This window comes from Pseudomonas sp. SLFW (assembly GCF_009905615.1).
Taxonomy (GTDB): Bacteria; Pseudomonadota; Gammaproteobacteria; order Pseudomonadales; family Pseudomonadaceae; genus Aquipseudomonas; species Aquipseudomonas bambusae.
Map to the genome: position 1 here is coordinate 338021 of NZ_JAAAKW010000002.1, position 26809 is coordinate 364829.

Consider the following 26809-nt stretch of genomic DNA (forward strand, 5'->3'; position numbering starts at 1 on the left):
AAAAAGGCGCGGGCGATGATAACAGCATTGCCGCTTTTTTATCCCGGACAGCTTGCCCACCGGGGTGCGAGCGCAGAGACTGGGCCCATGCAAACCGAGCGCAACAAACCGGGCCAGAGCGCTTCTCCCGGCAAAGAGTTCTTCCTTCCGGAGCTGTGCCTGCCTCAGGCGCTGCTGGTGCTGGTCGTGCTCGCCGAGCTGCTGGTGCTGGTCCTGGTGCTGGTGGAACCGATGCATCCGGGCTTCGATTGGGTACGGCTGGCGCTGATTTCACTGTTCGTGCAGTGGATCGTGTTGCTGTCGGCGGCGCTGCTGTGCGGTTTGCGCCCTTGGTTGGCGCGTCTGAAACCCGGCGTGGCGGGAGCGATAGGGTGTTTGTTAGTGGTGGCAGTCACGCTGGCTTGCACGGCCGTGACTGACTACTGTCAGTTGGACGGAGCCTTGCCGGTCGACAGCGACATCGAACGCTACCTTCGTTATTCATTGATTGCGCTGATCATGTCAGCGCTGATGTTGCGCTACTTTTACTTGCAGAGTCAGTGGCGCAAACAGCAACAGGCCGAATTGCGAGCCAGGATCGAGTCGTTACAGGCCCGCATCCGGCCGCACTTTCTGTTCAACACGCTCAACAGCATTGCGAGTCTGGTCACCAGCGACCCGCTCAAGGCCGAGCAGGCGGTGCTGGATTTGTCGGACCTGTTCCGCGCCAGTCTGGGCAAGCCCGGCAGCCTGACGACATGGGGGGAAGAACTGGAGTTGGCCAGACGTTATCTGTCGATTGAGCAATATCGACTTGGCGAGCGTCTACAGTTGGACTGGGACGTCAGCGCAATTCCCGACGACTTGCCGATTCCCCAGCTAACCTTGCAGCCATTACTTGAGAACGCGTTGATCTATGGCATCGCTCCCCGTGTGGAAGGTGGCGTGGTCAGGGTCGAGGCGAACTACGAACGGGGAGTATTTATATTGCGCGTTAGTAATCCCTATGACGAAGTCGCCCTCCGGCAGACTTCAAGCGGCACTCAGCAGGCCTTGGCAAACATCGGCGCTCGAATCACGGCACTTTTTGGCCCTCTCGCGAGTCTGAGCGTGGAGCGCCGTGACGGTCGTCACTTCACCTGTCTACGCTATCCTTGTGCGAGACTCACGCAGGAAGCCAGAGCAATATGAATGTCCTGATCGTTGATGACGAACCCCTAGCCCGTGATCGCCTGAGCCGTCTGGTTGGCGACCTTGAGGGTTACCGGGTCCTTGAACCCAGCGCCACCAATGGCGAAGAAGCCTTGACGCTGATCGATAGTCTGAAGCCCGACGTGGTTTTACTCGACATCCGCATGCCGGGCCTGGATGGCCTGCAGGTTGCGGCCAAATTATGCGAACGCGACACACCACCAGCCGTGGTTTTTTGCACGGCTCACGACGAGTTTGCCCTGGAGGCATTTCAGGTCAGCGCCGTGGGGTATCTGGTCAAACCGGTGCGTCCTGAAAACCTGCTTGAAGCACTGCGCAAGGCCGAGCGCCCGAACCGCGTGCAACTGGCGGCGATGACCCGTCCGGCCGCCGAAAGCGGGAACGGCCCACGCAGCCACATCAGTGCTCGCACCCGCAAAGGTATCGAGCTGATTCCGCTGGACCACGTGATCTATTTCATCGCTGACCACAAATACGTGACCCTGCGCCATGAAGATGGCGAGGTCTTGCTCGATGAGCCGCTCAAGGCGTTGGAGGATGAGTTCGGGGATCGCTTTGTGCGCATCCACCGCAATGCGCTGGTGGCTCGCGATCGCATCGAGCGTTTGCAGCGCACGCCTTTGGGGCATTTCCAGTTGTTCCTCAAAGGGCTTAATGGCGATGCCTTGATCGTCAGCCGTCGGCACGTGGCCGGTGTGCGCAAGATGATGCAGCAGCTGTAGCCCGCGTCTGTCTGGCGTGTGGGGATCCTCTGTGGGAGCGAATTTATTCGCGAAAAATAGTCCAGGCGACAACGATGTGTTGAATGTACCGCCGCTTCGCGAATGAATTCGCTCTTACAGAATTGCGCGCAATGAGACGGATATTCCGCGGCGACATGCCGTCGCATGGCTTCCGTGCATCGATTGAGAACATGATGCGAGCAGATTGACGACAGTCATTCGGCCCGATTGGGCCGAGCTGTTATTATCCGCCGCATTCACTCAGTACGGATTGATCCATGTCCACTCGCGAAATCCGCATCGCTACGCGCAAAAGCGCGCTGGCACTCTGGCAAGCCGAATACGTCAAGGCTCGTCTGCAGGAAGCTCACCCCGGTCTGATCGTAACGCTGGTGCCCATGGTGAGCCGGGGCGACAAGCTGCTGGACTCACCGCTGTCGAAAATCGGCGGCAAGGGCCTGTTCGTCAAAGAGCTGGAAACCGCGCTGCTGGAAAACGAAGCGGACATCGCCGTTCACTCGATGAAAGACGTGCCGATGGATTTTCCGCAAGGCCTGGGCCTGTTCTGTATCTGCGAGCGCGAAGACCCTCGCGACGCATTCGTCTCCAACACCTTCGCCAGCCTCGATGAGCTGCCAGCGGGCAGCATCGTCGGCACGTCGAGCCTGCGTCGTCAGGCGCAATTGTTGGCGCGGCGTCCCGACCTGAAAATCCATTTCCTGCGTGGCAACGTCAACACGCGTCTGGCCAAGCTCGACGCGGGCGAATACGACGCGATCATTCTGGCAGCCGCAGGCCTGATTCGGCTGGGCTTCGAAGACCGCATCACGTCCGCTATCAGCATTGAACATAGCCTCCCGGCAGGCGGGCAGGGCGCCGTCGGCATCGAGTGCCGCAGCGTCGACACTGAGCTGCACGCCCTCTTGGCCCCGCTGCACCACACCGACACCGCTTTGCGCGTCACCGCCGAGCGCGCACTGAACAAGCACCTCAATGGTGGCTGCCAAGTGCCTATCGCCTGTTACGCCGTGCTCGAAAACGACCAGTTGTGGCTGCGTGGCCTGGTGGGCGATCCGGCCGGCAGTTTGCTCTTGCACGCCGAGGCCCGTGCACCCCACGCTGATGCCCAAGCGTTGGGCGTGCAGGTTGCTGAAGCGTTGTTGGCACAGGGCGCCGCAAAAATTCTCAAAGCAGTCTACGGCGAGGCGGACGAGGAGTGACGGGCTGGCGCCTGCTGCTGACGCGGCCAGCCGAAGAGTCGCAGGCGTTGGCCGAGACCTTGGCGCAAGCGGGCGTTTTCAGCGCCAGTCTGCCGTTGCTGGACATCGAACCGTTGCCGGTCTCGGAAGAAAATCGCTCGATCATTTACGACCTCGCGGCCTACTGCGCGGTGATCGTCGTCAGTAAGCCCGCCGCGCGACTGGGGCTGGAAATGGTCGACGAAATCTGGCCGCAGCCGCCCATGCAAACGTGGTTTACCGTCGGCGCCGCCACAGGGCAGATTCTCGACGACTATGGCCTTCGCGTGTTCTTCCCCGAACACGGCGACGACAGCGAAGCGCTGCTCGATTTGCCTCAACTTCAAGACGCCATTTCCGGTTACGACCCCAAGGTGCTGATCATGCGCGGCGAAGACGGCCGCGAATTGTTGGCCGAGCGCTTGCGCGAACGGGGTGTTAGTGTCGATTATCTGCCGCTGTACCGCCGCAACCTGCCGCAATACCCGGCGTCTGTCTTGCCACAGAGGGTGGCGGCGGAACGCTTGAACGGGCTGGTGGTCAGCAGTGGACAGGGTTTTCAACATCTGCGTGATTTGGCGGGCGATGCATGGCCGTCCCTGGCGCAGATGCCTTTATTCGTACCGAGCCCTCGGGTCGCTGAACTGGCGCGTGAAGCCGGGGCTCTGACCGTAGTGGACTGCCGTGGCGCCAGCGCTTCGGCCTTGCTGGCAGCGTTGCGGGCTCAGCCTGCACCTGCCTCTCAGGCGTAATGATCGACGGGTCGGATTACGCGATTACGCCCAAATGCAAAGGATGGATACGTGAGCGAAACAGTCTTGCCAAAAGATGACGTTGAACCGGTACTGGTCAAACCTGAGCCGCTGCCTGATTCCGCGCAAAAAGAACCTTCTCCCCGCCGTTCCAGCAACGGGCTGGCCGTTTTGGCACTCTTGTTGGGTGCGGCAGGCGTGGCGGTCGGTGGCTGGAGCGTGTGGCAACTGCGCGCGATCCAGGCCGGTCATCAGCAGCAGTCAGGGGAGCTGCAGGATCTCGGTTCGCAAACCCGCTCCCTCCAGCAAAGCGAGCAGCAATTGTCGGCACGTCTGGCGCAACTGCCGCCTGCGCAGGAGCTTGAAGACCGCCGCCGTCTGGTCACTCAATTGCAGGGCGATCAGCAGCGTTTGAGCCAGCGCGTCGAGACCGTGCTGGGCGCGAGCCGCAAGGATTGGCGTCTGGCCGAGGCCGAGCATCTGCTGCGTCTGGCAAGCCTGCGATTGTCTGCGCTGCAGGACATCAACAGTGCCCAGGCGCTGGTGCAGGGTGCAGACGAAATTCTGCGCGAACAGGATGATCCGGGTGCCTATGCCGCACGTGAGCAGTTGGCGAAGAGCCTGGCGGCTTTGCGCAGCGTCGACCAACCGGACCGCACCGGGCTGTTCCTGCAACTGGCCGCCCTGCGCGATCAAGCCCTCCAATTGAACGCGCTGGCGCCGGAATACAAGGACAAAGGCGAGTCGTTGCTGGGCCTGACCGATGGCAGCGAAGACAGCTATTGGGCGAAATGGTGGGACAAGATTTCCCAATACATCCGTCTCGACTTCCACGCCGACAAAAACATTCGTCCGCTGTTGGCGGGCCAGAGCCTGACCCAAGTACGACTGGCGTTGAGCCTGACGCTGGAACAGGCGCAGTGGGCCGCGCTCAATGGCGAGCAGCCGGTTTACGCCAAAGCCGTTGCCGAAGCGCGTAGCGTGCTGGACGCCAACTTCAATCAGGACAACCCACAAAGCAAGATCCTGGGCGAGCGTCTGGACGAACTGGCCAAACAGCCTGTGGCAGTCATCACGCCTGACCTGACCCAGAGCCTGAGCTCGGTGCAAGCCTATTTAGAGCAGCGGCACACCCCGGTGGGCGGAGCATTGGAGCAACCTGCTGAAGGGGCGCAGCCGGGGAGCAAACCATGAAGCGCGGCTATGTGATCGTCTTCGTCCTGATCGTCGTCGCGGCATTGGTCGGCCTGGCGATTTCCCGTCACGCCGGTTACGTGCTCATCGCCTATGACACCTTCCGCTACGAGTCCAGCCTGTGGGCAGCTCTGGCGTTGCTGGTCGCCATTGCGATCGTGGTCTGGCTGGTGCGGGGGCTGATACGGCTGCTAACGACCTCGGGCGGTGTGGTCAATCCGTGGTCGCGCCGTAACCGCAGCCGTCGTGCACAGATTGCTATCGAGCGTGGTCAGATGGACCTCGCCGAGGGTCGTTGGGCCAGCGCTCAGCGTCACCTGCATCGCGCCGCCGAGGCTGAACCTCAACCGCTGCTGTATTACCTCGGTGCCGCCCGTGCGGCGAACGAGCAAGGCCGGTATGAGGAGAGCGACAACCTGCTTGAACGCGCCCTTGAACGTCAGCCTCACGCCGAGCTAGCGATTGCCCTGAACCATGCGCAGTTGCAGCTCGACCGTGGAGACAGCGACGGTGCGCTGAGCACCCTGCAGGCGATGCACGAACGCCATCCGCATAACCCTCAGGTGTTGCGTCAGTTGCAGCGTCTCTATCGTCAGCGCGGCGAATGGTCTGAGCTGATTCGACTGATGCCTGAGCTGCGCAAGGACAAGGTTTTGCCTGCGCAAGAACTGGCTGAGCTGGAAAAGCGCGCCTGGGGCGAGAACCTGTCGCTGGCGGCTTATCACGGAAACGATAGCGAGACGGGTCCGGCGGGTCTGCCTGCGCTGGAAACGGCTTGGCAGCAACTAACCTCGGCTCAGCGACAAGAACCAGCGTTGATCCTGGCGTACGCCGAGCAGCTGCGTCGCCACGGCGCTGACGTGCAGGCCGAAGAGGTTCTGCGCAACGCGATGAAGCGTGACTACAACAGTCATTTGGCGAGACTCTACGGCCTCGTCAGAGGGAGTGATCCCGGCAAGCAATTGCACACGGCGGAGGGCTGGTTGAAGCAGCATTCAGACGATCCTGGTCTGTTGCTGACGCTGGGGCGCCTCTGTTTGCAGAGCAGCCTGTGGGGCAAGGCGCGGGATTATCTTGAAGCGAGCCTTAAGCTACAACGCAATCCCGAAGCCTGTGCCGAGTTGGCACGGTTGCTCGGTCAGTTAGGGGAAACCGACCGCAGCAATCTGTTGTTTCAGGAAGGTTTGGGCTTGTTGGACGAGCGTTTATTGGCGCGACCGCTTCCCGCACTCGCGCGCGCCTGATCCTCGGCAGGTTTGCCGCAAAAGGCCCGCTCTGCGGGCCTTTTTGTTGGGTTGTCGCCAATTCGTGTAGGGCGTTTCTCAAAATGCGACAGGATTTTTTCTCGCTTGATGCCAGTTAGCGTAAATTCCTATTTGTGTGGTCGGTAAATCCTTACTCACGCTAAGAAATATCCTCCTCTGGTTGCCTTGAAAGCGAGTCTCGCTTTCCTCTACCGTAACCGCCTTCGTCTTTTGTTACGGATTTTCCATGCATCTGGCCCGCACCCGCACCCTGTTCTTTCTGGCGTTTATCGCCTGTGCGTTGATCGTGTGCGCGACGTTTTATCTGGAGCGTGTGGTGGGAAATGCCCCATGCCCACTCTGTTTTGCTCAGCGCGTGCTGTTGCTCAGTTGCTCGGTCGTTTGTCTGGTGGCTGCGGTCCACGGGCCTCGCGCGCTCGGTTGGCGTATCTATTCCGGCGTTCTTCTGCTGGCTTCCTTGACGGGAGCGGGGCTGGCAGGACGGCAAGTCTGGCTGCAGGCTTCACCGCCAGAAAACCCTGCCGCTTGCCTCGTGAACCTTCAATACCTGCTCGATACCCAGCCTTGGCTGAAGGTGTTGGCCATGATTTTCGCAGGCCACGCCGGATGCTCGGAAATCACCTGGTCGTTGTTCGGCATCAGTCTTCCGGAGTGGAGCCTGCTGGCATTTTCGGGTGTCGCGCTGTTCGCGATGTATTACGTGTTCATCGAATTTTGCCGATTCAGATCAATGGATACGGACATGACAGATTAAACACTTGTATGAACTTTATCGTCTGCGTACCTTGAAGGCCTGGTCGCACGGGCATAATCTGGCCCGCACGCGTCATCGGAATAATGCTGCTGTCGACGTATTTCAGAGCCGGTTTTCATACGCATCCGGCCGTATCGCCAAGCGATTACAGGCAGCATGCCCCTGAAGGGAAGAGAGAACATCATGCTCGAAAGTTGTCAGAACGCTCAGGAACGCTGGGGTGGGGTTCACAAGCTGATTGATCGTTGGTTGCTGGAGCGCAACGAACTGATCAAGGCTTACGATGTTCTAGGTGCCGAGCCGAACGCGTTGTCTGAAACCACGAAGCAGCTGCAGGAATTTTGCGGCACGCTCGTCGACTATGTGTCGGCCGGTCATTTTGAAATTTATGAGCAGCTTACAGGCGAAGCCAAGGCGTTCAATGACCAGCGTGGGCTTGAGCTGGCGGACACCCTTTACCCTCGCATCGATGTGATCACCGAGAAGCTGCTGGCTTTCAATGATCTGTGTGATGAAGGGAAGTGTGTGGCGGAGAAGTTCAAGGAGCTGGGTGGTTTGCTCCATGAGCGCTTCGAGCTGGAAGATTGCCTGATCGAAGTGCTGCACAACGCGCACAAAGAACAGGACGCGGTTCAGGCCTGATTCGTTTCACGTTAAAAAAGGGCGCCATCGAGGCGCCCTTTTTTATTGTGTGGGGTTTCTACTGAGAGACCGCCAGCAGTTCGATCTCGAACACCAACGGGGTGTAAGGATCGATCAAGTCGCCTGCGCCCTCTGCGCCGTAGGCTTGTGCGGAAGGGATCACCAGTCGCCATTTCGCACCGACCGGCATGTCCACCAACGCGGTGGTCCAGCCCGCGATGACGCTGTCCAGACGGAACCATTGAGGCTGTTGGCTCTGATCGAAGATCGTGCCGTCAGGCAGGCGTCCGACGTATTTCACTTGGACGCGGCCATTGATATCGGGCTTGGCACCGCTGCCGGGCGTCAGTTCGGTCATCAGGATGCCGTCGGCCAACTGGCGAACGCCAGGCTTGGCTTTTTCGGCGTCCATGAATTTGCGTTCTTCTTTCAGCGCGGCTTCGGTCTGGGGTTCGGACTGCCCGGAATTTTCCGCTTGCGCGAGCGCCGCATCGTGATCGCTGAGGATTTGCTCCATGCGCTCCGGCTTGATGGCGAGCGGTTTGTTTTGATACGCCTGTTGCAGGCCTTCGATCAGCGCAGGCAATTGCAGGTCCGGCGCTTCCTGACGCAGCCGTTCACCCAGGCTCGCCCCCAGGCTGTACGACAGATCGTGGGCGTTGTCGGAAGCGGGAGCGTCGGTCGCGTGGGCAAGGTTTACCAAGAGGAACAACGACATTAACAAATAGCGCGACATGAATGCTCTCCGGCCTGGGAAGTGGCGATTATGCCAGCGCCGGCTGCCAAATGTGATGACGATGTGAAGGGATTTTGGCCGAACTGCAACAGAGCCCGATTTGTAGTGTCAAGATGCCCTAGCGGCGGTGCGGGCAGAGGTCTAGTATGAGCCGCATTCAAATCAGCCAGGAGGTAAGTCATGTCGGCCACCAAGAAGCCAGTAAACACTCCGTTGCATTTGCTCCAACAGCTTTCGAGCAGCTTGCTCGAACACCTTGAAGATGCCTGTTCCACAGCGTTGGCTGATGCCGAGAAGTTGCTCGCCAAGCTTGAGAAACAACGCGGCAAGGCGCAGGAAAAACTGCACAAGTCCCGCATCAAATTGCAGGACGCCGCTGCCGCTGGCAAAGCCAAGGCGCAAACCAAGGCGAAGGGCGGCGTCGCGGAGCTCGAAGCTCTGCTCGACGCGTTGAAAGATCGTCAGACCGAAACGCGCGCCTACATTCTCAACCTCAAGCGCGATGCCCAGGAAAGCCTGAAGCTGGCGCAAGGCGTGGGTCGTGTGAAAGAAGCGGTAGGCAAAGCACTGAGCGATCGTGCAGCCAAGGCACCTGCCAAAGCGACCAAGCCAGCTGCTAAAGCGGCTGCCAAACCTGCCGCGAAAGCTCCGGCGAAAGCGCCTGCCAAGGCCGCTGCCAAACCAGCCGCCGCTGCCAAGCCCGCTGCGAAAACCACTGCTGCCAAACCAGCCGCTGCGAAAGCGCCTGTGAAAGCTGCCGCTGCGAAGCCTGCTTCGAAAACCGCCGCCGCTAAACCGGCTGCCGCCAAAGCGCCGGTTGCTGCCAAGCCAGCGGCTAAGCCAGCTGCCAAGGCTGCGAGCAAACCTGCTGCAAAACCCGCCGCGAAAGCACCTGCCGCTGCGAAGGCGCCTGCTAAAACTGCAGCCGCAAAACCTGCTGCCAAACCTGCGAGCGCTGCTGCCAAGCCGGCTGCAAAAACTGCCGCTGCCAAGCCAGCGGCTAAAGCTCCAGCTGCAAAAACTGCCGCCGCCAAGCCTGCTGCCAAGCCAACGACTGCTGCTGCCAAACCGGCCGTTAAGCCCGCCGCTGCCAAGCCCGCTGTCGCCAAACCAGCGGCTGCGAAACCAGCCGTGAAGCCAGCGGCCAAACCTGCCGCCGCCAAGCCTGCTGCGAAACCAGCGGCCAAGCCTGCCACTCCGGCAGCGGCTGCGAAGCCTGCGACTCCGGCTCCAGCAACGTCCGCTTCGACCACGCCAGCCGCTCCTGCTGCGCCGACCGCGCCCGCGGCTACGCCAGCGACCGGTTCGACGTCGAACAGCGCGTCCTAAGTAAGATCCTCCCCGACGCGTTGCAGCACGTGCAGCGCGTCGGGAGCTTCTTTTCCAGCGTCACCTGCGAGCGCATTCAGCCAGACAGCAGCGTGCTCTGCGTCATGCTCAGGCCAGTCCTGAATCAGCCGCTGCAATCGCACCAGCAATTCCCGCTCGGCATCCAGCTCCAACCCCTTCACACGTTCCCGCAGCGCACTGAGTTCTTCGTCCGTCACTGCGGCGGCTTTCCATTGCGTGCGCACAGACCGTAGCGGCCCAACGACCTGATCGTGCCAAGGCGTCGCCAACTGTCTGATTTCTTCTGCCCGTTGCGGATTGAACGAGATGTTGCGCTGATCCAGCCAGACGCCACACAGCAAGGCGCAGACGTTGCCGCCCCTGGCCTGCAGCGCCAGACACGCCTGCTCGACGCCCGGTCGGGCATAGAAATCGAGGGTGAAACTCCAAAGGTCGGAAGGCATAGTCATCTACCTGTTTTGGACGAAGCTGGTAGACTCCGCCGCCATTATGATCAGACTTCAAAGCCTTACCTTACAGCGTGGTCCGCAACGTCTGCTAGAAGACGCCGAGCTGACCCTGCACGCTGGCCAGAAAGCCGGCCTGATCGGCGCCAATGGCGCCGGCAAATCCAGCCTGTTCGCCTTACTGCGGGGTGAACTGACCCCCGACAACGGCGACTGCTCGCTGCCCGCCGATTGGCGCATCGCGCACATGCGCCAGGAGGTCGATACCCTCGAACGTCTGGCAGTGGACTACGTGCTCGATGGCGACCTGCGCCTGCGTCAGGTGCAGCATGACCTGGCGGCGGCCGAAGCGGCTCACGACGGTGCGGCTCAAGCACGTCTGCACTCGGAGCTCGACAGCGCCGATGGCTACACCGCCGACGCTCGTGCCCGCAAATTGCTCGCGGGCCTGGGCTTCACCAACGAGCAGATGGAGCGTCAGGTCGGCAGTTTCTCCGGTGGCTGGCGGATGCGACTGAACCTGGCGCAGGCACTGATGTGCCCGTCGGACCTGCTGTTGCTCGACGAACCGACTAACCACTTGGACCTCGACGCCATTCTCTGGCTAGAAGACTGGCTCAAGGGTTATCCGGGCACGCTGCTGCTGATTTCCCACGACCGGGATTTCCTCGACGCCGTGGTCGATCAGATCGCTCACGTCGACCAGAAAAAGATCACGCTCTATCGCGGCGGTTACAGCGCATTCGAACGTGCCCGCGCTGAACGTCTGGCCCAGCAGCAGCAGGCCTACGAGAAGCAGCAGGCGCAGCGTGCGCACATGGAAAAGTACATCGCCCGCTTCAAGGCGCAAGCCACCAAAGCCCGGCAGGCGCAGAGCCGGATCAAGGCACTGGAGCGGATGGAAGAGCTGTCGGCCGCCCATGTCGATTCGCCGTTCAACTTCGTTTTCCGCGAGTCCGACAAGATTTCCAGCCCGCTGCTGGACCTGTCTGACGCACGTCTGGGCTACGGCGACAAAGCCGTGCTGCAGAAGGTCAAACTGCAACTGACGCCGGGAGCGCGGATCGGTCTGCTCGGCCCGAACGGTGCCGGTAAATCCACCCTGATCAAAAACCTCTCCGGCGAGCTTGAGCCGTTGAGCGGGCGCTTGGTGAGGGGCGAAAACACGGTCGTTGGCTACTTCGCGCAACACCAGCTCGATTCCCTCGACGCCAAGGCCAGTCCGTTGCTGCATTTGCAGCGCATCGCGCCGACCGAGCGCGAGCAGACGCTGCGCGATTTCCTCGGTGGCTTCGACTTCCGTGGTGCGCGTCTGGAAGAGCCGGTGCTGAATTTTTCCGGCGGCGAGAAGGCTCGTCTGGCGTTGGCCCTGATTGCCTGGGACAAACCGAACCTGCTGCTGCTCGATGAACCGACCAACCACCTGGATCTGGAAATGCGCCTGGCCCTGACCATGGCGTTGCAGGAATTCAGCGGCGCGGTACTGGTGGTTTCTCACGATCGTCATTTGCTCAAAAGCACGACCGACAATTTCCTGTTGGTCGCTGATGGCGTGGTCGAAGAATTCGACGGCGATCTGGACGACTACACTCGCTGGCTTGCCGATTACCGTCAGCGCAACGCGCCGGTCAGCAACACCCCGGCCAACGCCGACAAGACCGACAAGAAGGCCCAGCGGCAGCAGGCTGCGGCGCTGCGTCAGCAACTCGCCCCGCACAAACGCGAAGCCGAGAAGCTGGAAAAGGAACTCGGCACGGTCCACGAAAAACTGGCGAAAATCGAAGCGGCCCTTGGCGACAGCGCGATCTACGAAGCGGCCAACAAGGACAAACTGCGTGATTTGCTGGCCGACCAGGCCAAGCTGAAAACCCGCGAATCCGAGCTGGAAGAGGCGTGGATGGAAGCCTTGGAGCTGTTGGAATCGATGCAGGCCGAGCTGGAAGCGTTGTCCTGATGGAGGCGTTGGCGCTACCGGTTCCGGCGTACTGGATCGAGCCGATCCTGATTGGCTTGCAGATTCTGTTGATCCTGCTGATCGGCTACACCTTGCAACGATTCGTCGCGCGTTTCCTGACCCGGATGGCCGAGCGTTATCCGCTGCTGCCGCCCGAGCTTTTGGTGATGGTTCGCGGCGGGTTGCGCTGGTTGATCATGGGCACGGCTTTCGTGGCTGTCCTCGGTCGTCTCGGTGTTTCCGCTTCGGTGTTGTGGGCGGCGCTTTCGGGGTTCGTGGCCGTGGCAGCTGTGGCGTTCTTTGCCATGTGGAGCGTGCTGTCGAACCTGCTGTGTGCGGTGTTCATCTTCACCATGGGGCCGTTTCGCATTGGCGATGTGGTCGAACTGGTGGACACCACTGACAAGCCCGGCATCAAAGGCCGAGTGACCGCCATCAACCTGATGTTCACCACACTGGTCGAGCCCGCCGAGTTGGGCGGCACCTTGGTGCAGGTGCCTAACAGCCAGTTCTTTCAGAAGTCAATCCGCCGCTGGCGGGGCAACGACGGCATGGCGATCATCTCTGGCGAAAAGCGCTCAAGCGACGGCCCCGCGCCGAAATAGCCTCACAGCTGCGTGCAAAACAGCTATTCGTGAATCTGGCGTAACAGTTAGAAATCATTGGTCTTTGGGCCGCGTAAACACTAGGTTAGACGGAGTTTCCGTTCTGCCAGAGGTGCGTCATGTCGCTCGAAACGTGGTTGGCCTTTTTCGCCGCCTGTTGGGTCATCAGTCTTTCTCCGGGTGCCGGTGCCATTGCATCAATGTCCAGCGGTCTTCAATACGGATTCTGGCGCGGTTACTGGAACGCGCTCGGCCTGCAACTCGCGTTGATCGTCCAAATCGCGATTGTTGCCGCGGGCCTCGGCGCCGTGCTGGCGACGTCGGCATTGGCGTTTACGCTGATCAAATGGTTTGGTGTCGCGTACCTCGTGTACCTCGGCGTCAAACAGTGGCGCGCCCTGCCGAGCAATTTGTCTGACGATGCAGCCATCCGCCCAATCGGCAAGCCGCTGGCGTTGGTCACCCGTGGCTTTCTGGTGAACATCAGCAACCCCAAGGCGCTGGTATTCATGCTCGCGATCCTGCCGCAGTTCATCGACACCCACCTGCCGTTGCTGCCGCAGTACCTGACGATTGGCGTGACGATGGTCACCGTGGATTTGATCGTGATGGCGGGCTACACCGGGCTGGCGTCGAAAGTGCTGCGCGCGCTAAAGACGCCGAAGCAACAGCGTCGGATGAACCGCACGTTTGCCGGATTGTTCGTGAGTGCGGCGGCGTTTCTCGCGACGTTGCATCGCGCGTAACGTTGGATCATGAAGGACCTGTGGGAGCGAATTCATTCGCGAGCGGCCGGAACATCCGAAAGAGATCGATTGGATGTACCGCCGCATCGCGAATGAATTCGCTCCCACAGTTGATTTGCGGAGGCCTTTAAGCTCAACGCAAAATCTTCGGCGCTTCATCTCGCGGCAGATTGTTCCGAGGCGCAGGCTGCTCTTGCGAATACTCGATCTCTCCCCGGAGTTGCTCTCGCAGCTGTCGCGCTACATCCAGTCCGATGGACTTCGACACTTCCTTCACCACCCGACCCCGATTCGGCGTGACGCGTACGTCATTGCCATTCACCAGCTTGGTGTCCTGGCCTTCGCCCATCGCCGTAAACGCCGAGGTGATTTCGAAGGTGCGAGTGTTGATCAGGCTGAAGTCGCCCACCAGCGTGAGTCCCAGCACCGCAGAGTGGGCGTTGGTGTTGGCGATTTCGTTAACGTCCTGACGGAAGTCGATGTCCGACACGGTGCCGAACAGCACGTAGTCAGCCCCTTTGAAGTTACCATTCTTGATGCGCTTGATCACGTCGTACACGTCTTCCTTCGCACTGGCGGTGTAAGGCGTGCCCTGCACCAGCTGGAACATCCCGGACTTGAGAATCTCGCCCTTGATGTCGCCGCTGAATTTTCGCAGCTCGCTTTGTTCGATGTACGTGGTGCGTGCTTCGTATTCGTTGTAGCTCGACGAGCCGCTGGCACCGTAGCGATTGACCTGAACGTTGGTCTGCGCCGACACCGTGTGGATGTACTCCTCCACCTGTTGCTCGAACGCCAGATCGGTGACCGCGATTTTTGGTGCGGCCTGGGCGCCGAACGCGCACACCAGACCCAAAATGCCGATCCATGCACGCATCATCAGCGCTCCGTGGTCTTGCGGATTTCTTTCTCGTCCATCCACTCGGCCAGACCGCTTTCGACATCGATCAATTGCAGGCTGAATTTGTAGAAGACGTCTTTGTAGTCGCTGCTGCGCTTGACGAGGGAGCTGATCGAGCCTTCAAGGCGGTATGTGGCCGCGACCATGTTGCCGGTTTTGCTGACCGTGGACTGTTTGTACAGGCCACTCTGGTTTTGCAGCTTCAGTTGATCGACCTGGCTCTGCATGTCGGTGTTGTCGCTGGCGAAACGCGCGGTGCCGGACTTCATGAGCTGGGTCTTGATCGACGTGGTGATTTCCCGCGTGTCGATGTATTCGCTGGTCTTGTTCTTCACGTCATAGACCTGCACCACCGGGCGCCCCTGCAAAGTGCCGGACCGCGCCAGTGAGCGGGTCATGCTCTCTGCAATCATTTGCAGGTCGGTGGAGCCGAATTCGTTGGTCACGGTTTCAACAGCCTTGGTGTCGCCGTAGCTGATGTTCTTGCTGCCCAACGTGGGCGAGTTGTTGGCGCAGCCGGTGGCCAGCAGGGCGACGGCAGCGAGCAGGGAGAGGCGAATGAATGGCATGGAAGGGGTCTCTTTTGCTGAGCGAATAAGGGGCATCAAGGGGTTTTGACTTCGAGGCGGAAGTCCGTGGCCCTGGGCACGGGCGCGATGGCGGGGAGGAAACTGCTCTGCGAGCCATACAAAGTCAGGCTTTTCCAAGTCTCGGGCTCAGCGACCGGGAAGCCGTCATTACCCAGCCAGGCGAAGCGGTAGTACATCGTCTTGTTGTAGCGGCTGGTGTTGTTCAGCGAGACATTGACGGTCAGGAAGCCGTTTTCACGGGCGACCCGCATCGGCCCGATGTCGATGTTTTTCAGGTCACCCAAGGCGACCACCTTGCTGGCGGCGCTGCCCGGGGCGGGTGGCGGCGGGGTGGCGCAACCGGCGAGCAACGCCAGGGCCATCAGGGCGCAGATCTTGCGAAGCATGTTGTGTCTCCGTTCAAGGGGTGTTGAGGGCCACGGCTTGCGGCAGGGTCGACGGGATCACCTGCGCGGCCAGGCCGCTGGTGAACACTTGATTGCCGATGGCACGCAGGGTGACCACTTGGTAAGGGCGGTCGATGTTGAGTTGCACATGAGTACCGCCCAGCGAAGAGGGCAAAGTCACCTCGTGCGCCCCCGGTTTGAGGCGCATGCGTGCCACCAGGGTGTGGTCCGGTAAGGTGCGCCAGGTGCGGGTGTCGGCACCTTCCGTGACGGCGGACGCGATGCCGACGGCCAACCCTGCTAGCGGATTGACTTCGTTGAGCTTCTTCTGCGCGACACCCCGGCTGATGGCCCGCACGGTGGTGCGCAGCAAAATGCCCGGCATGTCGTCACGCAGGGCGCGGCGGGACATGGCGGTGGTGCTGTTGAGCGACGTCAGGTTGACGGGCTGACCGTCCACGCCGACCTGATTGAAGAGCGGCGTCGAGTTGTCGGCTTTGACGACTGGAAACGACAGGGTGGTGATGACCAGATTGTCGTCGATCGGCAATGGAAGCGGGATACGAATAGAGTCACGCGCAGGTGCGAGGCCGGTCTGCACCACCAGCAACACGTCACTGCCGTCGGTGGCGGTGTTTTTGCTGCCAGCGGCATCGAGGTCCATCAGGGCCTGATCCAACAGCGGTGTGTTGGGACGTAGCTCGGCCGCCTGACGATAGCCTGGCGCTGCCAAGTCTTTTTCGCCCAGCGCTTCGTACACGAAACCGGCAAGGTAGTGGCTGAAGGCGCTCTGATAGCTGTTCTTCAGGTTTATGACTTCCGGCGCGTCGAGGGTTTCGACCGGATAGCCCTTGAGGTCTTTGTACTGAAACGCCATGCCTTGGCTTCGGGCGTCGTCTTCGCTCTTGAGGTACTGTTTGTCGCGCAGTTCGGCGATCACGGCTTCGCGCTCGTGGGTTCGCTTGATGTCAGTGCGGGCGCCATCGAAGTCGTTTTCCGCCAGCCGGTTCAGTGCCATTTGCGTGGTCAGCATGACTTTTTCGTAGTCGTAGCCTTGGTAGCGCCGCACTTTGTCGTTCATCAGGTAGCTGCCGAACTGCGCCAGATATTTGCCCCTGTCCAGCTTGACGGCGTCTTCCCAGGCGATGACGGTCTGGTCAGCGCGGCCCCACGCCAGCTGGCTACCCGCGAGATCGCCTTTGGAGCGCAGCAGTTCGCCTTTCTCGAAGTAGTAGAGAAGGTCCTTGTCGTCCCCGGTGTTGTGTTTTTCCAGCAATAGCAGGGCGCCATCGACGTTGCCGCTGGCAAGCTGCTGATTGGTCTGCTGCAGCTCGGTGTCATAGCTGCGAAACGCAGCGCAGCCGGTCAGTTGCGCGGCAATGATCAGCACCAGTGTGCCGAGGGCGCGAGAGCACATCGAATCTGTCCTTGAGTGAGCCAGCCGGTTTCCATGACGCTCGGCTGTGCAATTCCTTTTTTGAGAGCGGGGGCTTCCAGCGGGGCCAGCCATCAAGCGATAGCTGTGTGCCAAGAAGCGGCGGCGGGGGATTATAAGGACCGAGACGCTTTAAACAATGGCTTTTTGATGTCGCACGGGATTTTCGGACATGTCTTACGCAGCCTCTATGCCGCGCTGTTTTCGGAAAAAAAATTGATGCGTCGCAGCTTGGCCTGCAAAAAACGGCGTGAAAGATGCCGTAAAACTTGAGTGCAAGTCTCTCAACATGAACAATGACAACCCTTCGCATTCCTGTTTGAGATCCACTCATGTTTTCCCCTTCACGTTTCATGGCTGGCTTGGGTCTGGCGCTGCTGATCCTGCTCAGCGTGACCGCTCGCGCGGATTCCGTTGATGGCGCCGCGCAAGCCCTTCACCTGTTCAACTACGTCAGCGCCGACTACCCGGCGACGGTGGCGGACGGCAAGGTGATCGACGAGGCTGAATATCGGGAGCAACTCGAATTTCTCGGCGCTGTTCAGGCTTTGATCGCGGGCTTGCCCGAGCGGCCGGAGCGTGCCGAACTCACGCAAGGCGCGAAGGCGCTGCTGTCGGCTGTCGAGCAAAAGGACGATGGCGCGCAGGTCGCGCATCAAGCGCGGCAGTTGGGGGCGAAGCTGGCCGTGGCGTACGAAGTGAGCCAGGCACCGATCATCACCCCAGACGCGACACGCGGTGCGCCGCTGTACGCGCAGTATTGCTCGGTCTGTCACGGTAATGCGGGAGCGGGTGATGGTCCTGCGGCTGTCGGCATGTCGCCACCCCCTGCGAACATACGTGATGCGTCGCGGTTTGATCGCCTGAGCCTGTATGACGTCTACAGCACGTTGGGCCTGGGCATCGAAGGCACGGACATGCCGTCGTTCGCCGACCAACTGGATGACCGTCAGCGCTGGGATGTGGCGACCTACATCGCAAGCTTCACGGCCGACCCCAAATCCGAAGCGGTCAAGACGTTCAACCTCGCGGATCTGGCCCGCCAGACTCCGACAGAAGTGCTGGTTGTGGAGGGCCCGAAAGCCGCTGCGGCTTTCCGCGCCCAGCGTGCCCAGCCACCGCAGGTCCAGCGGGGTCCCTCGCAACTGCTCGATTACACCAGCTCGACGCTGGACAAGAGCCTGGCGGCGTACCAGGCCGGTGATCGCGAGCAGGCCTATGACCTGTCGGTGGCGGCGTATCTGGAAGGCTTCGAGTTGGTCGAAAGCTCGCTGGACAACGTCGACGCCACGGTGCGCAAGGACACCGAGAAGGCGCTGATGGCCTACCGTCAGTCGTTGCAGGACGGGCTGCCCGCTGCAGAAGCGGCTGAGAAACTGGCGGCGGCGAAGGCAAAACTCAAAGTATCTGCCGATCTGCTTGGCAGCGATGGCCTCAGCACGTCCCTGAGCTTCATCTCGGGCCTCTTGATTCTGTTGCGCGAAGGGCTGGAAGCGATTCTGGTGCTGGCGGCGATCCTGGCGTTCCTGCGCAACACCGGCCAGCAATCGGCGGTGCGCAGCGTCAACGTGGGTTGGGGTTTGGCGCTGCTGGCAGGCTTGGGAACGTGGGCGCTGGCAGCGTACGTGATCGATGTCAGCGGTTCGCAGCGGGAATTGCTGGAAGGCGCGACGGCGCTGTTCGCCAGCGTCATGGTGCTGTGGCTGGGCGTGTGGATGCACGACCGTCGTCACGCGGCGGCGTGGCAGGACTACATCAAGAGCAGCCTTGTGGGCGGTGGCGGTCGGTTCGGCTTCGCAGTGCTGGCATTCTTCTCGGTGTATCGCGAGCTGTTCGAGGTGATTCTGTTCTACGAGACGTTGTGGCTGCAGGCAGGTCCCGCCGGGCATAACGCCGTGCTGGCTGGCGGTGCCACGGCGCTGGTGCTGTTGGTGGGCCTTGCGTGGGTGATTCTGCGCGGCTCGGCGAAACTGCCGTTGGCGATGTTCTTCGGTATCAACGCTGCGCTGCTGTGCGCGTTGTCGGTGGTGTTCGCCGGGCATGGCGTCAAGGCGCTGCAAGAGGCTGGCATCTTTGGCACGCGGCCCGTGCCGTTCTTCGAGTTCGATTGGTTGGGCATTCACGCCGATGCGTATTCCTTGGGCGCGCAGGCGGTTGCGTTGCTGGCGATTGCGGTGCTGTATGGTCGCAGCCGGTTATCAGAAAAGCGCCGGGTTGCGGCTGTGTGATTGACCTGTAGGAGCGTGGCTCGTCCCGCGATCGGCGACGTAGTCGTCGTGAATCCGGCAGGCGCGGTGCAACAGAAGGACTGCATATGCGGGTTTTGCGGCGGGTTCCCCGCCGTTCGCGGGACAAGCCACGCTCCTACAAAAGCAGATTGATGGAGTTCTAACATGCGCGTCTGGATCGATGCCGATGCCTGTCCGAAAGCGGCCAGGGATCAAGTGGTCAAATTCGCCCTCAAGCGCCAGTTCGAGGTCGTGCTGGTGGCGGGGCAAGCGGTGCCTCGGCCTGCGTTCGCGCTGGTCAAGCTGATCGTGGTGCCCAGCGGCCCTGATGCGGCTGACGATTACCTGGTCGAGCATGCAGCGCCGGGCGAACTGGTGATTTGCAGCGACGTGCCGCTGGCGGATCGGCTGGTGAAAAAGGGCGTTGCGGCGCTGGACCCGCGTGGCAAGGAATTCGACGAGCAGAACATGGGTGAGCGACTGGCGGTGCGCAATCTGTTCACCGACCTGCGTGAGCAGGGCCAGGCTGGAGGCGGGCAGGGGGCGTATGGTGATCGGGAGAAACAGGCATTCGCCAATTCGCTGGACCGGATTCTGACCCGGTTGACGCGAGAGAGGAATGCACGCGGTTGAAGCTGTGGGACCGAATTCATTCGCGAAAGGCCGGTACATCCGACACATCCCTGATGCCTGGAACATTTTTCGCGAATGAATTCGCTCCCACAGAGGTCTTGCGTCAGCAGTGATAGCAGCGTGTCCGGCAGACACGGACTCCCTGTAGGCGCGAATTTATTCGCGATTGGCCGGAGCAGGCGACACATCGCTGCGGTCTGACCCATCTTCGCGAGTGCGTCGCTCCCACAGATTGAATCCCCTGAAGTTTCGGTCCAGCGGTGTATCAGGCCGAAACTTCCTCACTTTCCTGCACCAACTCCAACACCCGATCCACCAGCTTGTTGATCCCCGACGCTGCTTCGCCAATCGACTTGGCAACCATGTACGCCGGGGTGCTGACCAGCTTGCGGGCCTTGTCTTCAACGATGTCCGTGACGTCGCATTCTTCGTGCTGGCCACCCATCTTGGTGATTTTGGCGGCAGTTTCGGGGCAATTGCCAACGGTGCAGGTTACGCCCGGGCCGTAGATCTTGGCCGCCAGCGCGGGCGACACACAGATCAATCCAATGGGTTTGCCCGCCATGGCGAAGGCTTCTGCCATGGCCAGCACTTCCGCTTGAACCTTGCAGCCTGATCCTTCTGAGGCGAAGTTCGACAGGTTCTTCGCCGCGCCAAAGCCGCCCGGGATGATCAACGCATCGAACTCAGTGACGTCCGCCTCACGGATGTCCTCAATGGCGCCCCGCACGATGCGCGCTGATTCCACCAACACATTGCGGGTTTCGGGCATTTCTTCGCCAGTGAGGTGATTGATCACGTGGTACTGAGGGATGTTTGGCGCGAAGCACTTCACCTCGGCGCCGCGTTGATCCAGACGCAGCAGGGTGAGCACGCTTTCGTGAATTTCCGCGCCGTCCTGGACGCCGCAACCGGAAAGAATGACGGCCACTTTTTTGCTCATGCCTGTGTTCCCTCTCTTGAGCGATCCGGGCTAGACCGGGTACGCCGGTGATGTCGTGTTCCCTGGCGTTTACGAGCGGCTCGTCGCGCCAACGATGTCCTCAAATGTCTACTAATTTGTCATCTGTTGCCATAGGGTTTTGCCGTGGTGACGCCTAATCTTCGAGGTTTCGTTGTCGGGTGGCGTCGATGAATTTCATTCTGTACGCAGTGCCGTTTTTCTTCGTGCTGATCGGTGTCGAGCTGGTCGCCGACCGTTGGCGCAAGGTCAACAATTACCGGGTCGCCGATGCGATCAACAGCCTCAGTACAGGCGTGTTATCGACGACCACGGGTCTGCTGACCAAAGGCGTGGGGCTGGTGACCTACGCCTTTGCGCTGGAGCATCTGGCCTTGTGGCGGCTGTCTGCCGAGAGCGTCTGGGTCTGGGTGTTCGCCTTCATCTTTTACGACTTCTGCTATTACTGGCTCCACCGCATGGGACACGAGCGCAACATCCTCTGGGCCGCGCACTCTGTGCATCACCAGAGCGAGGACTACAACCTCTCGACCGCCTTGCGCCAGACCAGCACCGGCTTTCTGCTGAGCTGGATTTTCTATCTGCCGCTGGCCGTGGTCGGCGTGCCGCTGGTGGTGTTCGTGGCGGTGGCCTCGCTCAATCTGCTTTATCAATTCTGGGTCCACACTCGGCACATTCCCAAGCTGGGCTGGTTCGAATGGTTCTTCGTGACGCCATCCAATCATCGCGCTCACCACGCGCAGAACCGTGTCTACATGGATCGCAACTACGGCGGGGTGTTCATTGTTTGGGACCGACTGTTCGGCACCTTCCAGGAAGAGCTGGATGAGGAGCCGCCGATTTTCGGGGTCACAACCCCTTTGAGAAGCTGGAACCTGCTGTGGGCGAACGTGCAGTTCTATGCTCAATTGGCAGCGGATGCGCGACGGGCCGAATCGACGTGGGACAAATGGCGGATCTGGTTCATGCCGACCGGGTGGCGGCCTGCGGACGTGGCGCGGAAATATCCGATCAGCAAGCCGGACCTTGTGCAATTCCGCAAATTCGAGGTGCCGTTGAGCCTGACGCAGCAGCTGTACATCGGCGTACAGTTTTCGCTGTACACGCTGCTGGGGAGTTATCTGCTGTCGAACGGCGACGTGTTGCCGTGGGCTGCGCTGATCGTCGGCTGGTCATGGGTGGCGTTGGGGCTGTTCGTGTTTGGCGCGGCGTTGGAGAATCGACCTGCGGCGTTGAAGCTGGAAGGGGTGAGGCTGGTGGCGAACCTGCCGTTAATGGCGGTGGCTCCGGCAGTAGGCCTGTGGCCCGCGAGTGCGTTGGGCTGGACGGTATTGCTGACTTACATGGTGCTGAGCGCAATCGCTGTGTATTGCGCTCGGGGTCGATTCACTCGTCTGGCCGGTCCTTGACCTCGACGGGGGCCACGGCTGAAACCGCCAGTTTGGCCTCGCGCGCAATACGGGCGTTTTTGATACGACGTCTGATCCAAAGCAGGCCACCAATCACCAGCAGGGCGCCCAGTACCCACAACTCGTATTTCTTGACGTTGCCCAGCAAACCTTCAAGCACCGCGCCGAATTTGTAGGCCGCCGCGCCCAGCGCCGCCGCCCAGACCGCAGCACCGATGCCGTTGAGCAGCAGGTAACGTCCCGGCGGATACCCGGAAAGGCCGATGGCCACCGGCATTACCGTGCGCAAACCGTAGACAAATCGGAAGCTCAGCACCCAGATGTCGGGGTGCCGACGAATATGTTCCAGCGCGCGATCGCCCAGCAGTTGCCAGCGCGGCTTGCGTGCCAAAAGCTTGCGGCCATGCTTGCGCCCCATGAAATACCAGAGCTGATCGCCTGCGTAGCTGCCGAAGAAGGCAACCACCACGACCAGATTGATGTCCATGTACCCTCGGAATGCGAGAAATCCAGCGAGAACCAAAATGGTCTCACCTTCAAAAAAGGTCCCGAGGAAAAGGGCGAAGTAGCCAAATTCTTGTAAAAAATGCTGGAGCATCATATGGGTGCTGGCGAAATGAACGCGCAGCCTAACGCGCCGGACACATTCAGGAAAGTGTCGAAATGTGTCACCACGTTAAAGTTTCCTACGACACCAGCAGAATAGTCGTCTAGGAAGCGCGTTTAAGTCCTGCAAGACTGTCTCGACATACAACTGTCATGCAGGAGTCATAATGCTGGCTTATAACTGTCACGTTTGCCCGCACGCTCGGGCCCGCAGGTGTCCGGTGTGACCGGTCTGCGCCACTGATCGTCCCTTCTGTCGTGAAGGGACCGACAGATCGATCTCTTCGGCCGTTCTCCCGGCCCAACTGTTACAGGGCAACAGCCTTACAGGATTATTCATGAGTACCGAAGGAAGCACCGAAGCCTCAATTGAACTTGAACCCGAAGTCTCTTCTGCGGAAGTCACCGCCGTGGTCGAACCGACTATCGAGGTGCTGCCCGCCGTCGAGCCGCAGCAGCCTGCCAGCCCGGCGATCGTGATCCCCAACCTGGATGACAGCAGCCTTTATATTCACCGCGAGCTGTCGCAGCTGCAGTTCAATATTCGCGTACTTGAGCAGGCGCTGGATGAATCCTACCCGCTGCTCGAACGCCTCAAGTTTCTGCTGATCTTCTCCAGCAACCTGGACGAATTCTTCGAAATCCGCGTCGCGGGCCTCAAGAAACAAATCACCTTCGCCCGTGAGCAGGCCGGTGCCGATGGCTTGCAGCCTCATCAGGCGCTGGCGCGCATCAGTGAGCTGGTGCACGGCCACGTGGATCGCCAGTACGCCATCCTCAACGACATCCTGTTGCCCGAGCTTGAAAAGCATCAGGTGCGCTTCATCCGTCGTCGTTACTGGACCACCAAGCTGAAGACGTGGGTCCGTCGTTATTTCCGCGACGAAATCGCACCGATCATCACACCGATCGGCCTCGATCCGACGCACCCGTTCCCGTTGCTGGTCAACAAATCTCTGAACTTCATCGTCGAGCTGGAAGGCATCGATGCCTTCGGTCGCGATTCGGGTCTGGCGATCATCCCGGCCCCGCGCCTCTTGCCGCGCATCATCAAGGTGCCGGAAGACGTCGGCGGCCCGGGCGACAACTACGTGTTCCTGTCGTCGATGATCCACGCCCACGCCGATGACCTGTTCCAGGGCATGAAGGTCAAGGGCTGCTACCAGTTCCGCCTGACCCGTAACGCCGACCTGGCGCTGGATTCCGAAGACGTAGAAGACTTGGCCCGCGCCCTGCGTGGCGAGCTGTTCTCCCGTCGCTACGGCGATGCGGTGCGTCTGGAAGTGGCCGACACCTGCCCGAAACACCTGTCCGACTACCTGCTCAAGCAGTTCAACCTGAGCGAGACCGAGCTGTATCAGGTCAACGGTCCGGTGAACCTGACGCGTCTGTTCAGCATCACCGGTCTGGACAGCCATCCGGAGCTTCAATACTTGCCGTTCACCCCGGCGATTCCAAAGCTTTTGCAGAACAGCGAAAACATCTTCAACGTGATCAGCAAGCAGGACATTCTGCTGCTGCACCCATTCGAATCCTTCACGCCGGTGGTGGATTTGCTGCGTCAGGCCGCAAAAGATCCTCACGTTCTGGCTGTGCGTCAGACGCTGTACCGCAGTGGCGCCAACTCGGAAATCGTTGATGCGCTGGTGGATGCCGCGCGTAACGGCAAGGAAGTCACGGCAGTCATCGAGCTGCGCGCGCGGTTCGACGAAGAGTCCAACCTGCAACTCGCCAGCCGCTTGCAGGCGGCCGGTGCGGTGGTGATTTACGGTGTGGTCGGCTTCAAGACCCACGCCAAGATGATGCTGATCCTGCGTCGCGAAGCGGGCGAGATCGTGCGTTACGCCCACCTCGGGACTGGTAACTACCACGCGGGCAACGCCCGTCTGTACACCGACTACAGCCTGCTGACCTCCGACGACGCCTTGTGCGAAGACGTCGGCAAACTGTTCAGTCAGTTGATTGGCATGGGCAAGACGCTGCGCATGAAGAAGTTGCTGCACGCGCCGTTCACACTCAAGAAGGGCATGCTCGACATGATTGCCCGCGAGACGCAGTTCGCGACCGACGGCAAACCTGCGCACATCATTGCCAAGTTCAACTCGCTGACTGATCCGAAGATCATCCGCGCGCTGTACAAAGCCAGCCAGATGGGCGTGAAGATCGATCTCGTGGTGCGGGGCATGTGCTGCCTGCGTCCGGGGGTTCCGGGCGTGTCGCACAACATTCAGGTGCGCTCGATCGTGGGTCGCTTTCTGGAGCACACCCGCGTGTTCTACTTCCTGAATGGCGGCGACGAGCAGATGTTCCTGTCCAGCGCCGACTGGATGGAACGCAACCTCGACAAGCGCGTCGAGACCTGCTTCCCGGTGGAAGGCAAGAAGCTGATTCTGCGCGTGAAGAAGGAGTTGGAGGGGTATCTGACCGACAACACCCACGCGTGGCTGCTGCAGCCGGACGGGCGCTACCTTCGCAGCACGCCAACCGGCAACCAGAACGCCCGCAATGTGCAGGCGTCGCTTCTGGAGAAGTTGAGCAACCCGGTCCTCAGCGTACGCTGAGGTTGATGTTGACTCGGGTCAGCCACTCCGCTTCCAGCGCGAAGTCGGCCTGAGTCAGCTGGTTGTTTTCCAGCCAGCCATCCGGGAACAGGATGTCGAGGTCGTTGCCATTGGCGGTCAGCACAGGTTGCGGCATCTCTTGGGTGCCGCGAATGTGGTGGAACAGGATCGCGAAGCGCAGCAGCACGCACAGACGAATCAGCTTCACGCCTTCATCGCCAAATTCGGCGAACTTGTCCTTTGGAATGTTCCGACGATGGCCGCGCACCAGCAGCGCGAGCATCTGTTGGTCTTCCCGCGAGAAACCCGCCAGATCCGAGTGCTCGATCAAGTACGCGCCGTGCTTGTGGTAGTGATAGTGGGCGATGTCCAGACCCACTTCATGCACCTTGGCGGCCCAGCTGAGCAGCTCGCGATACAGATCGTCTTCCAGCTCCCACGCCGTGGCGACCTGCTCCAGCGCTGACAACGCCTTGCGCTCGACCCGTGCGGCCTGTTCCAGATCGACGTGATAACGGTCCATCAGCGAGCTGAGGGTGCGTTCGCGCACGTCTTCGTGGTGATGACGGCCCAGCAGGTCATACAGCACGCCTTCACGCAGCGCGCCTTCGCAGTGGTCCATGCGTTTCAGTTCAAGAGCGTCGAAGATCGCTTCGAGAATTGCCAGACCGGCCGGAAAAATGGCCCGACGATCGGGCTTGAGGCCGTCGAAGTCGATCTTGTCCACTTCGCCGAGCTTCATCAGTTTGCGCTTGAGCCAGGCGAGGCCTTCGGCGTTGACTTCGCCGGTGCCATGGCCGCCTGCTTTCAGGGCCAGGCCGATGGCGCGGATGGTGCCGGACGAGCCAATTGCCTCATCCCACGTCAGACGATGCAACGCATGCTCGATGCTCATGATCTCCAGCCGCGCAGCCGTGTAGGCCTGGGCATAACGGGCCGGGGTGATCTTGCCGTCTTTGAAATAGCGCTGGGTAAAGCTCACGCAACCCATTTGCAGGCTTTCGCGCAGCAACGGTTCGAAGCGCTGGCCGATGATGAATTCGGTACTGCCGCCACCAATGTCCGCCACCAAGCGTTTGCCCGGTGTGTCGGCGAGGGTGTGGGACACGCCGAGGTAGATCAGGCGCGCTTCTTCACGGCCGGAAATGACCTCGACAGGGTGGCCAAGGATTTCTTCGGCGCGGTGGATGAATTCGTTGCGATTGCGCGCTTCGCGCAGGGCGTTGGTGCCGACGATCCGCACGGCGCCCGGTGGCATGCCGTTGATCAGTTGGGCAAAACGCTTGAGGCAATCGAGCCCCCGCTGCATGGATTCTTCGTTGAGCTTGCGCTCGTCGTCGATCCCGGCGGCCAACTGCACTTTCTCGCCGAGCCGCTCAAGAATGCGGATTTCACCCTGATTCGCTTTGGCGACCACCATGTGGAAGCTGTTGGAGCCCAAGTCGATCGCGGCGATCAGCGAGAGGTTTTTGGCTGTGGATGGCGACATGGTCAAAAGGTCTCG

The 26809-nt window shown here is 60.5% G+C and carries 26 protein-coding genes; 17 read left to right on the forward strand and 9 right to left on the reverse strand.

What is annotated here, in order from left to right; all coding sequences use genetic code 11:
• Nucleotides 1–87: 87 nt before the first annotated feature.
• The 8 genes from GVN17_RS04890 (at nucleotide 88) to rsd (ending at nucleotide 7758) form a co-directional block, all read left to right on the forward strand.
• Nucleotides 88–1170: a sensor histidine kinase gene (locus tag GVN17_RS04890; RefSeq protein ID WP_166594099.1), complete on the forward strand. Its 1083-nt coding sequence runs from the start codon at nucleotides 88–90 to the stop codon at nucleotides 1168–1170.
• On the forward strand, nucleotides 1167–1913 hold the full coding sequence (locus GVN17_RS04895) for a LytTR family DNA-binding domain-containing protein (protein WP_074754601.1): 747 nt from the start codon (nucleotides 1167–1169) through the stop codon (nucleotides 1911–1913). The genes GVN17_RS04890 and GVN17_RS04895 overlap by 4 nt, the downstream gene beginning before the upstream one ends.
• 278 nt (nucleotides 1914–2191) lie before the next feature.
• Nucleotides 2192–3133 (forward strand): hydroxymethylbilane synthase, encoded by a 942-nt coding sequence (gene hemC / locus GVN17_RS04900; protein ID WP_166594100.1) that lies wholly within the window; start codon nucleotides 2192–2194, stop codon nucleotides 3131–3133.
• Nucleotides 3130–3903, forward strand: coding sequence for a uroporphyrinogen-III synthase (locus tag GVN17_RS04905; RefSeq protein ID WP_166594101.1), 774 nt, complete (start codon nucleotides 3130–3132; stop codon nucleotides 3901–3903). The genes hemC and GVN17_RS04905 overlap by 4 nt, the downstream gene beginning before the upstream one ends.
• A gap of 51 nt (nucleotides 3904–3954) precedes the next feature.
• Nucleotides 3955–5097, forward strand: a complete 1143-nt coding sequence (locus GVN17_RS04910; RefSeq protein WP_166594102.1) for a uroporphyrinogen-III C-methyltransferase — start codon at nucleotides 3955–3957, stop codon at nucleotides 5095–5097.
• Nucleotides 5094–6341 (forward strand): heme biosynthesis protein HemY, encoded by a 1248-nt coding sequence (locus GVN17_RS04915; RefSeq protein ID WP_166594103.1) that lies wholly within the window; start codon nucleotides 5094–5096, stop codon nucleotides 6339–6341. The genes GVN17_RS04910 and GVN17_RS04915 overlap by 4 nt, the downstream gene beginning before the upstream one ends.
• A gap of 247 nt (nucleotides 6342–6588) precedes the next feature.
• Nucleotides 6589–7116: a disulfide bond formation protein B gene (locus GVN17_RS04920; RefSeq protein WP_166594104.1), complete on the forward strand. Its 528-nt coding sequence runs from the start codon at nucleotides 6589–6591 to the stop codon at nucleotides 7114–7116.
• Nucleotides 7117–7299: 183 nt separating this feature from the next.
• Nucleotides 7300–7758: a sigma D regulator gene (gene rsd / locus GVN17_RS04925; protein WP_166594283.1), complete on the forward strand. Its 459-nt coding sequence runs from the start codon at nucleotides 7300–7302 to the stop codon at nucleotides 7756–7758.
• Between the two features lie 58 nt (nucleotides 7759–7816).
• On the opposite strand, the gene GVN17_RS04930 is transcribed toward rsd, so the two are convergent.
• The gene (locus GVN17_RS04930; RefSeq protein ID WP_166594105.1) at nucleotides 7817–8494 is read right to left on the reverse strand and encodes an FKBP-type peptidyl-prolyl cis-trans isomerase; all 678 of its coding nucleotides are present in this window, start codon (nucleotides 8492–8494) and stop codon (nucleotides 7817–7819) included.
• A gap of 180 nt (nucleotides 8495–8674) precedes the next feature.
• Between GVN17_RS04930 and GVN17_RS04935 the strand changes: the two genes are divergently transcribed.
• Entirely contained in the window at nucleotides 8675–9823 is a 1149-nt protein-coding gene (locus tag GVN17_RS04935; protein ID WP_166594106.1) for an AlgP family protein, read from the forward strand.
• Here GVN17_RS04935 and GVN17_RS04940 read toward each other — a convergent pair.
• Entirely contained in the window at nucleotides 9820–10287 is a 468-nt protein-coding gene (locus tag GVN17_RS04940) for a TIGR02444 family protein (protein WP_166594107.1), read from the reverse strand. The genes GVN17_RS04935 and GVN17_RS04940 overlap by 4 nt on opposite strands.
• Before the next feature lie 46 nt (nucleotides 10288–10333).
• On the opposite strand from GVN17_RS04940, the gene GVN17_RS04945 reads away from it, so the two are divergent.
• The 3 genes from GVN17_RS04945 to GVN17_RS04955 all read left to right on the forward strand — a co-directional run bounded on the left by GVN17_RS04945 (nucleotide 10334) and on the right by GVN17_RS04955 (nucleotide 13595).
• Complete coding sequence (locus tag GVN17_RS04945) at nucleotides 10334–12244, forward strand: ATP-binding cassette domain-containing protein (protein ID WP_166594108.1); 1911 nt, start codon at nucleotides 10334–10336, stop codon at nucleotides 12242–12244.
• Nucleotides 12244–12849, forward strand: coding sequence for a mechanosensitive ion channel family protein (locus GVN17_RS04950; RefSeq protein ID WP_166594109.1), 606 nt, complete (start codon nucleotides 12244–12246; stop codon nucleotides 12847–12849). Before GVN17_RS04945 ends, GVN17_RS04950 begins: the two co-directional genes overlap by 1 nt.
• Nucleotides 12850–12968: 119 nt before the next feature.
• Nucleotides 12969–13595 carry a LysE family transporter gene (locus GVN17_RS04955; protein ID WP_166594110.1) on the forward strand — a complete coding sequence of 209 codons (627 nt, stop codon included), beginning with the start codon at nucleotides 12969–12971 and terminating at the stop codon, nucleotides 13593–13595.
• A gap of 133 nt (nucleotides 13596–13728) precedes the next feature.
• Here the strand turns inward: GVN17_RS04955 and GVN17_RS04960 are convergent, their stop codons facing one another.
• From GVN17_RS04960 to GVN17_RS04975, 4 genes are read right to left on the reverse strand one after another with little or no spacing between them, the layout of a single operon-like run.
• Nucleotides 13729–14472 carry a penicillin-binding protein activator LpoB gene (locus GVN17_RS04960; protein ID WP_166594284.1) on the reverse strand — a complete coding sequence of 248 codons (744 nt, stop codon included), beginning with the start codon at nucleotides 14470–14472 and terminating at the stop codon, nucleotides 13729–13731.
• Nucleotides 14473–14474: 2 nt separating this feature from the next.
• Nucleotides 14475–15065: a penicillin-binding protein activator LpoB gene (gene lpoB / locus GVN17_RS04965; RefSeq protein WP_166594111.1), complete on the reverse strand. Its 591-nt coding sequence runs from the start codon at nucleotides 15063–15065 to the stop codon at nucleotides 14475–14477.
• Between the two features lie 35 nt (nucleotides 15066–15100).
• Nucleotides 15101–15472, reverse strand: coding sequence for a YcfL family protein (locus GVN17_RS04970; protein WP_166594112.1), 372 nt, complete (start codon nucleotides 15470–15472; stop codon nucleotides 15101–15103).
• A gap of 13 nt (nucleotides 15473–15485) precedes the next feature.
• A complete protein-coding gene (locus GVN17_RS04975; protein WP_166594113.1) occupies nucleotides 15486–16889 on the reverse strand; it encodes a COG3014 family protein in 1404 nt (467 codons plus the stop codon).
• A gap of 15 nt (nucleotides 16890–16904) precedes the next feature.
• Here GVN17_RS04975 and GVN17_RS04980 point away from each other — a divergent pair, with 15 nt between their 5' ends.
• The 3 genes from GVN17_RS04980 to GVN17_RS04990 all read left to right on the forward strand — a co-directional run bounded on the left by GVN17_RS04980 (nucleotide 16905) and on the right by GVN17_RS04990 (nucleotide 19768).
• Nucleotides 16905–17180 (forward strand): hypothetical protein, encoded by a 276-nt coding sequence (locus tag GVN17_RS04980; RefSeq protein WP_166594114.1) that lies wholly within the window; start codon nucleotides 16905–16907, stop codon nucleotides 17178–17180.
• Between the two features lie 59 nt (nucleotides 17181–17239).
• A complete protein-coding gene (locus GVN17_RS04985) occupies nucleotides 17240–19135 on the forward strand; it encodes an FTR1 family protein (RefSeq protein WP_166594115.1) in 1896 nt (631 codons plus the stop codon).
• Nucleotides 19136–19300: 165 nt separating this feature from the next.
• Nucleotides 19301–19768 (forward strand): YaiI/YqxD family protein, encoded by a 468-nt coding sequence (locus GVN17_RS04990; protein ID WP_166594116.1) that lies wholly within the window; start codon nucleotides 19301–19303, stop codon nucleotides 19766–19768.
• 265 nt (nucleotides 19769–20033) lie between these two features.
• Here GVN17_RS04990 and elbB read toward each other — a convergent pair whose 3' ends face one another.
• Nucleotides 20034–20711, reverse strand: coding sequence for an isoprenoid biosynthesis glyoxalase ElbB (elbB, locus tag GVN17_RS04995; protein WP_166594117.1), 678 nt, complete (start codon nucleotides 20709–20711; stop codon nucleotides 20034–20036).
• A 188-nt stretch (nucleotides 20712–20899) separates the two neighbouring features.
• Between elbB and GVN17_RS05000 the strand changes: the two genes are divergently transcribed.
• Nucleotides 20900–22138 carry a sterol desaturase family protein gene (locus GVN17_RS05000; RefSeq protein WP_166594118.1) on the forward strand — a complete coding sequence of 413 codons (1239 nt, stop codon included), beginning with the start codon at nucleotides 20900–20902 and terminating at the stop codon, nucleotides 22136–22138.
• Here GVN17_RS05000 and GVN17_RS05005 read toward each other — a convergent pair.
• Complete coding sequence (locus GVN17_RS05005) at nucleotides 22116–22739, reverse strand: DedA family protein (protein WP_256665079.1); 624 nt, start codon at nucleotides 22737–22739, stop codon at nucleotides 22116–22118. The genes GVN17_RS05000 and GVN17_RS05005 overlap by 23 nt on opposite strands.
• 343 nt (nucleotides 22740–23082) lie before the next feature.
• Here GVN17_RS05005 and ppk1 point away from each other — a divergent pair, with 343 nt between their 5' ends.
• On the forward strand, nucleotides 23083–25305 hold the full coding sequence (gene ppk1, locus GVN17_RS05010; protein WP_166594119.1) for a polyphosphate kinase 1: 2223 nt from the start codon (nucleotides 23083–23085) through the stop codon (nucleotides 25303–25305).
• Here ppk1 and ppx read toward each other — a convergent pair.
• Nucleotides 25292–26794, reverse strand: coding sequence for an exopolyphosphatase (gene ppx / locus GVN17_RS05015; protein WP_166594120.1), 1503 nt, complete (start codon nucleotides 26792–26794; stop codon nucleotides 25292–25294). The genes ppk1 and ppx overlap by 14 nt on opposite strands.
• Between the last annotated feature and the right edge of the window lie 15 nt (nucleotides 26795–26809).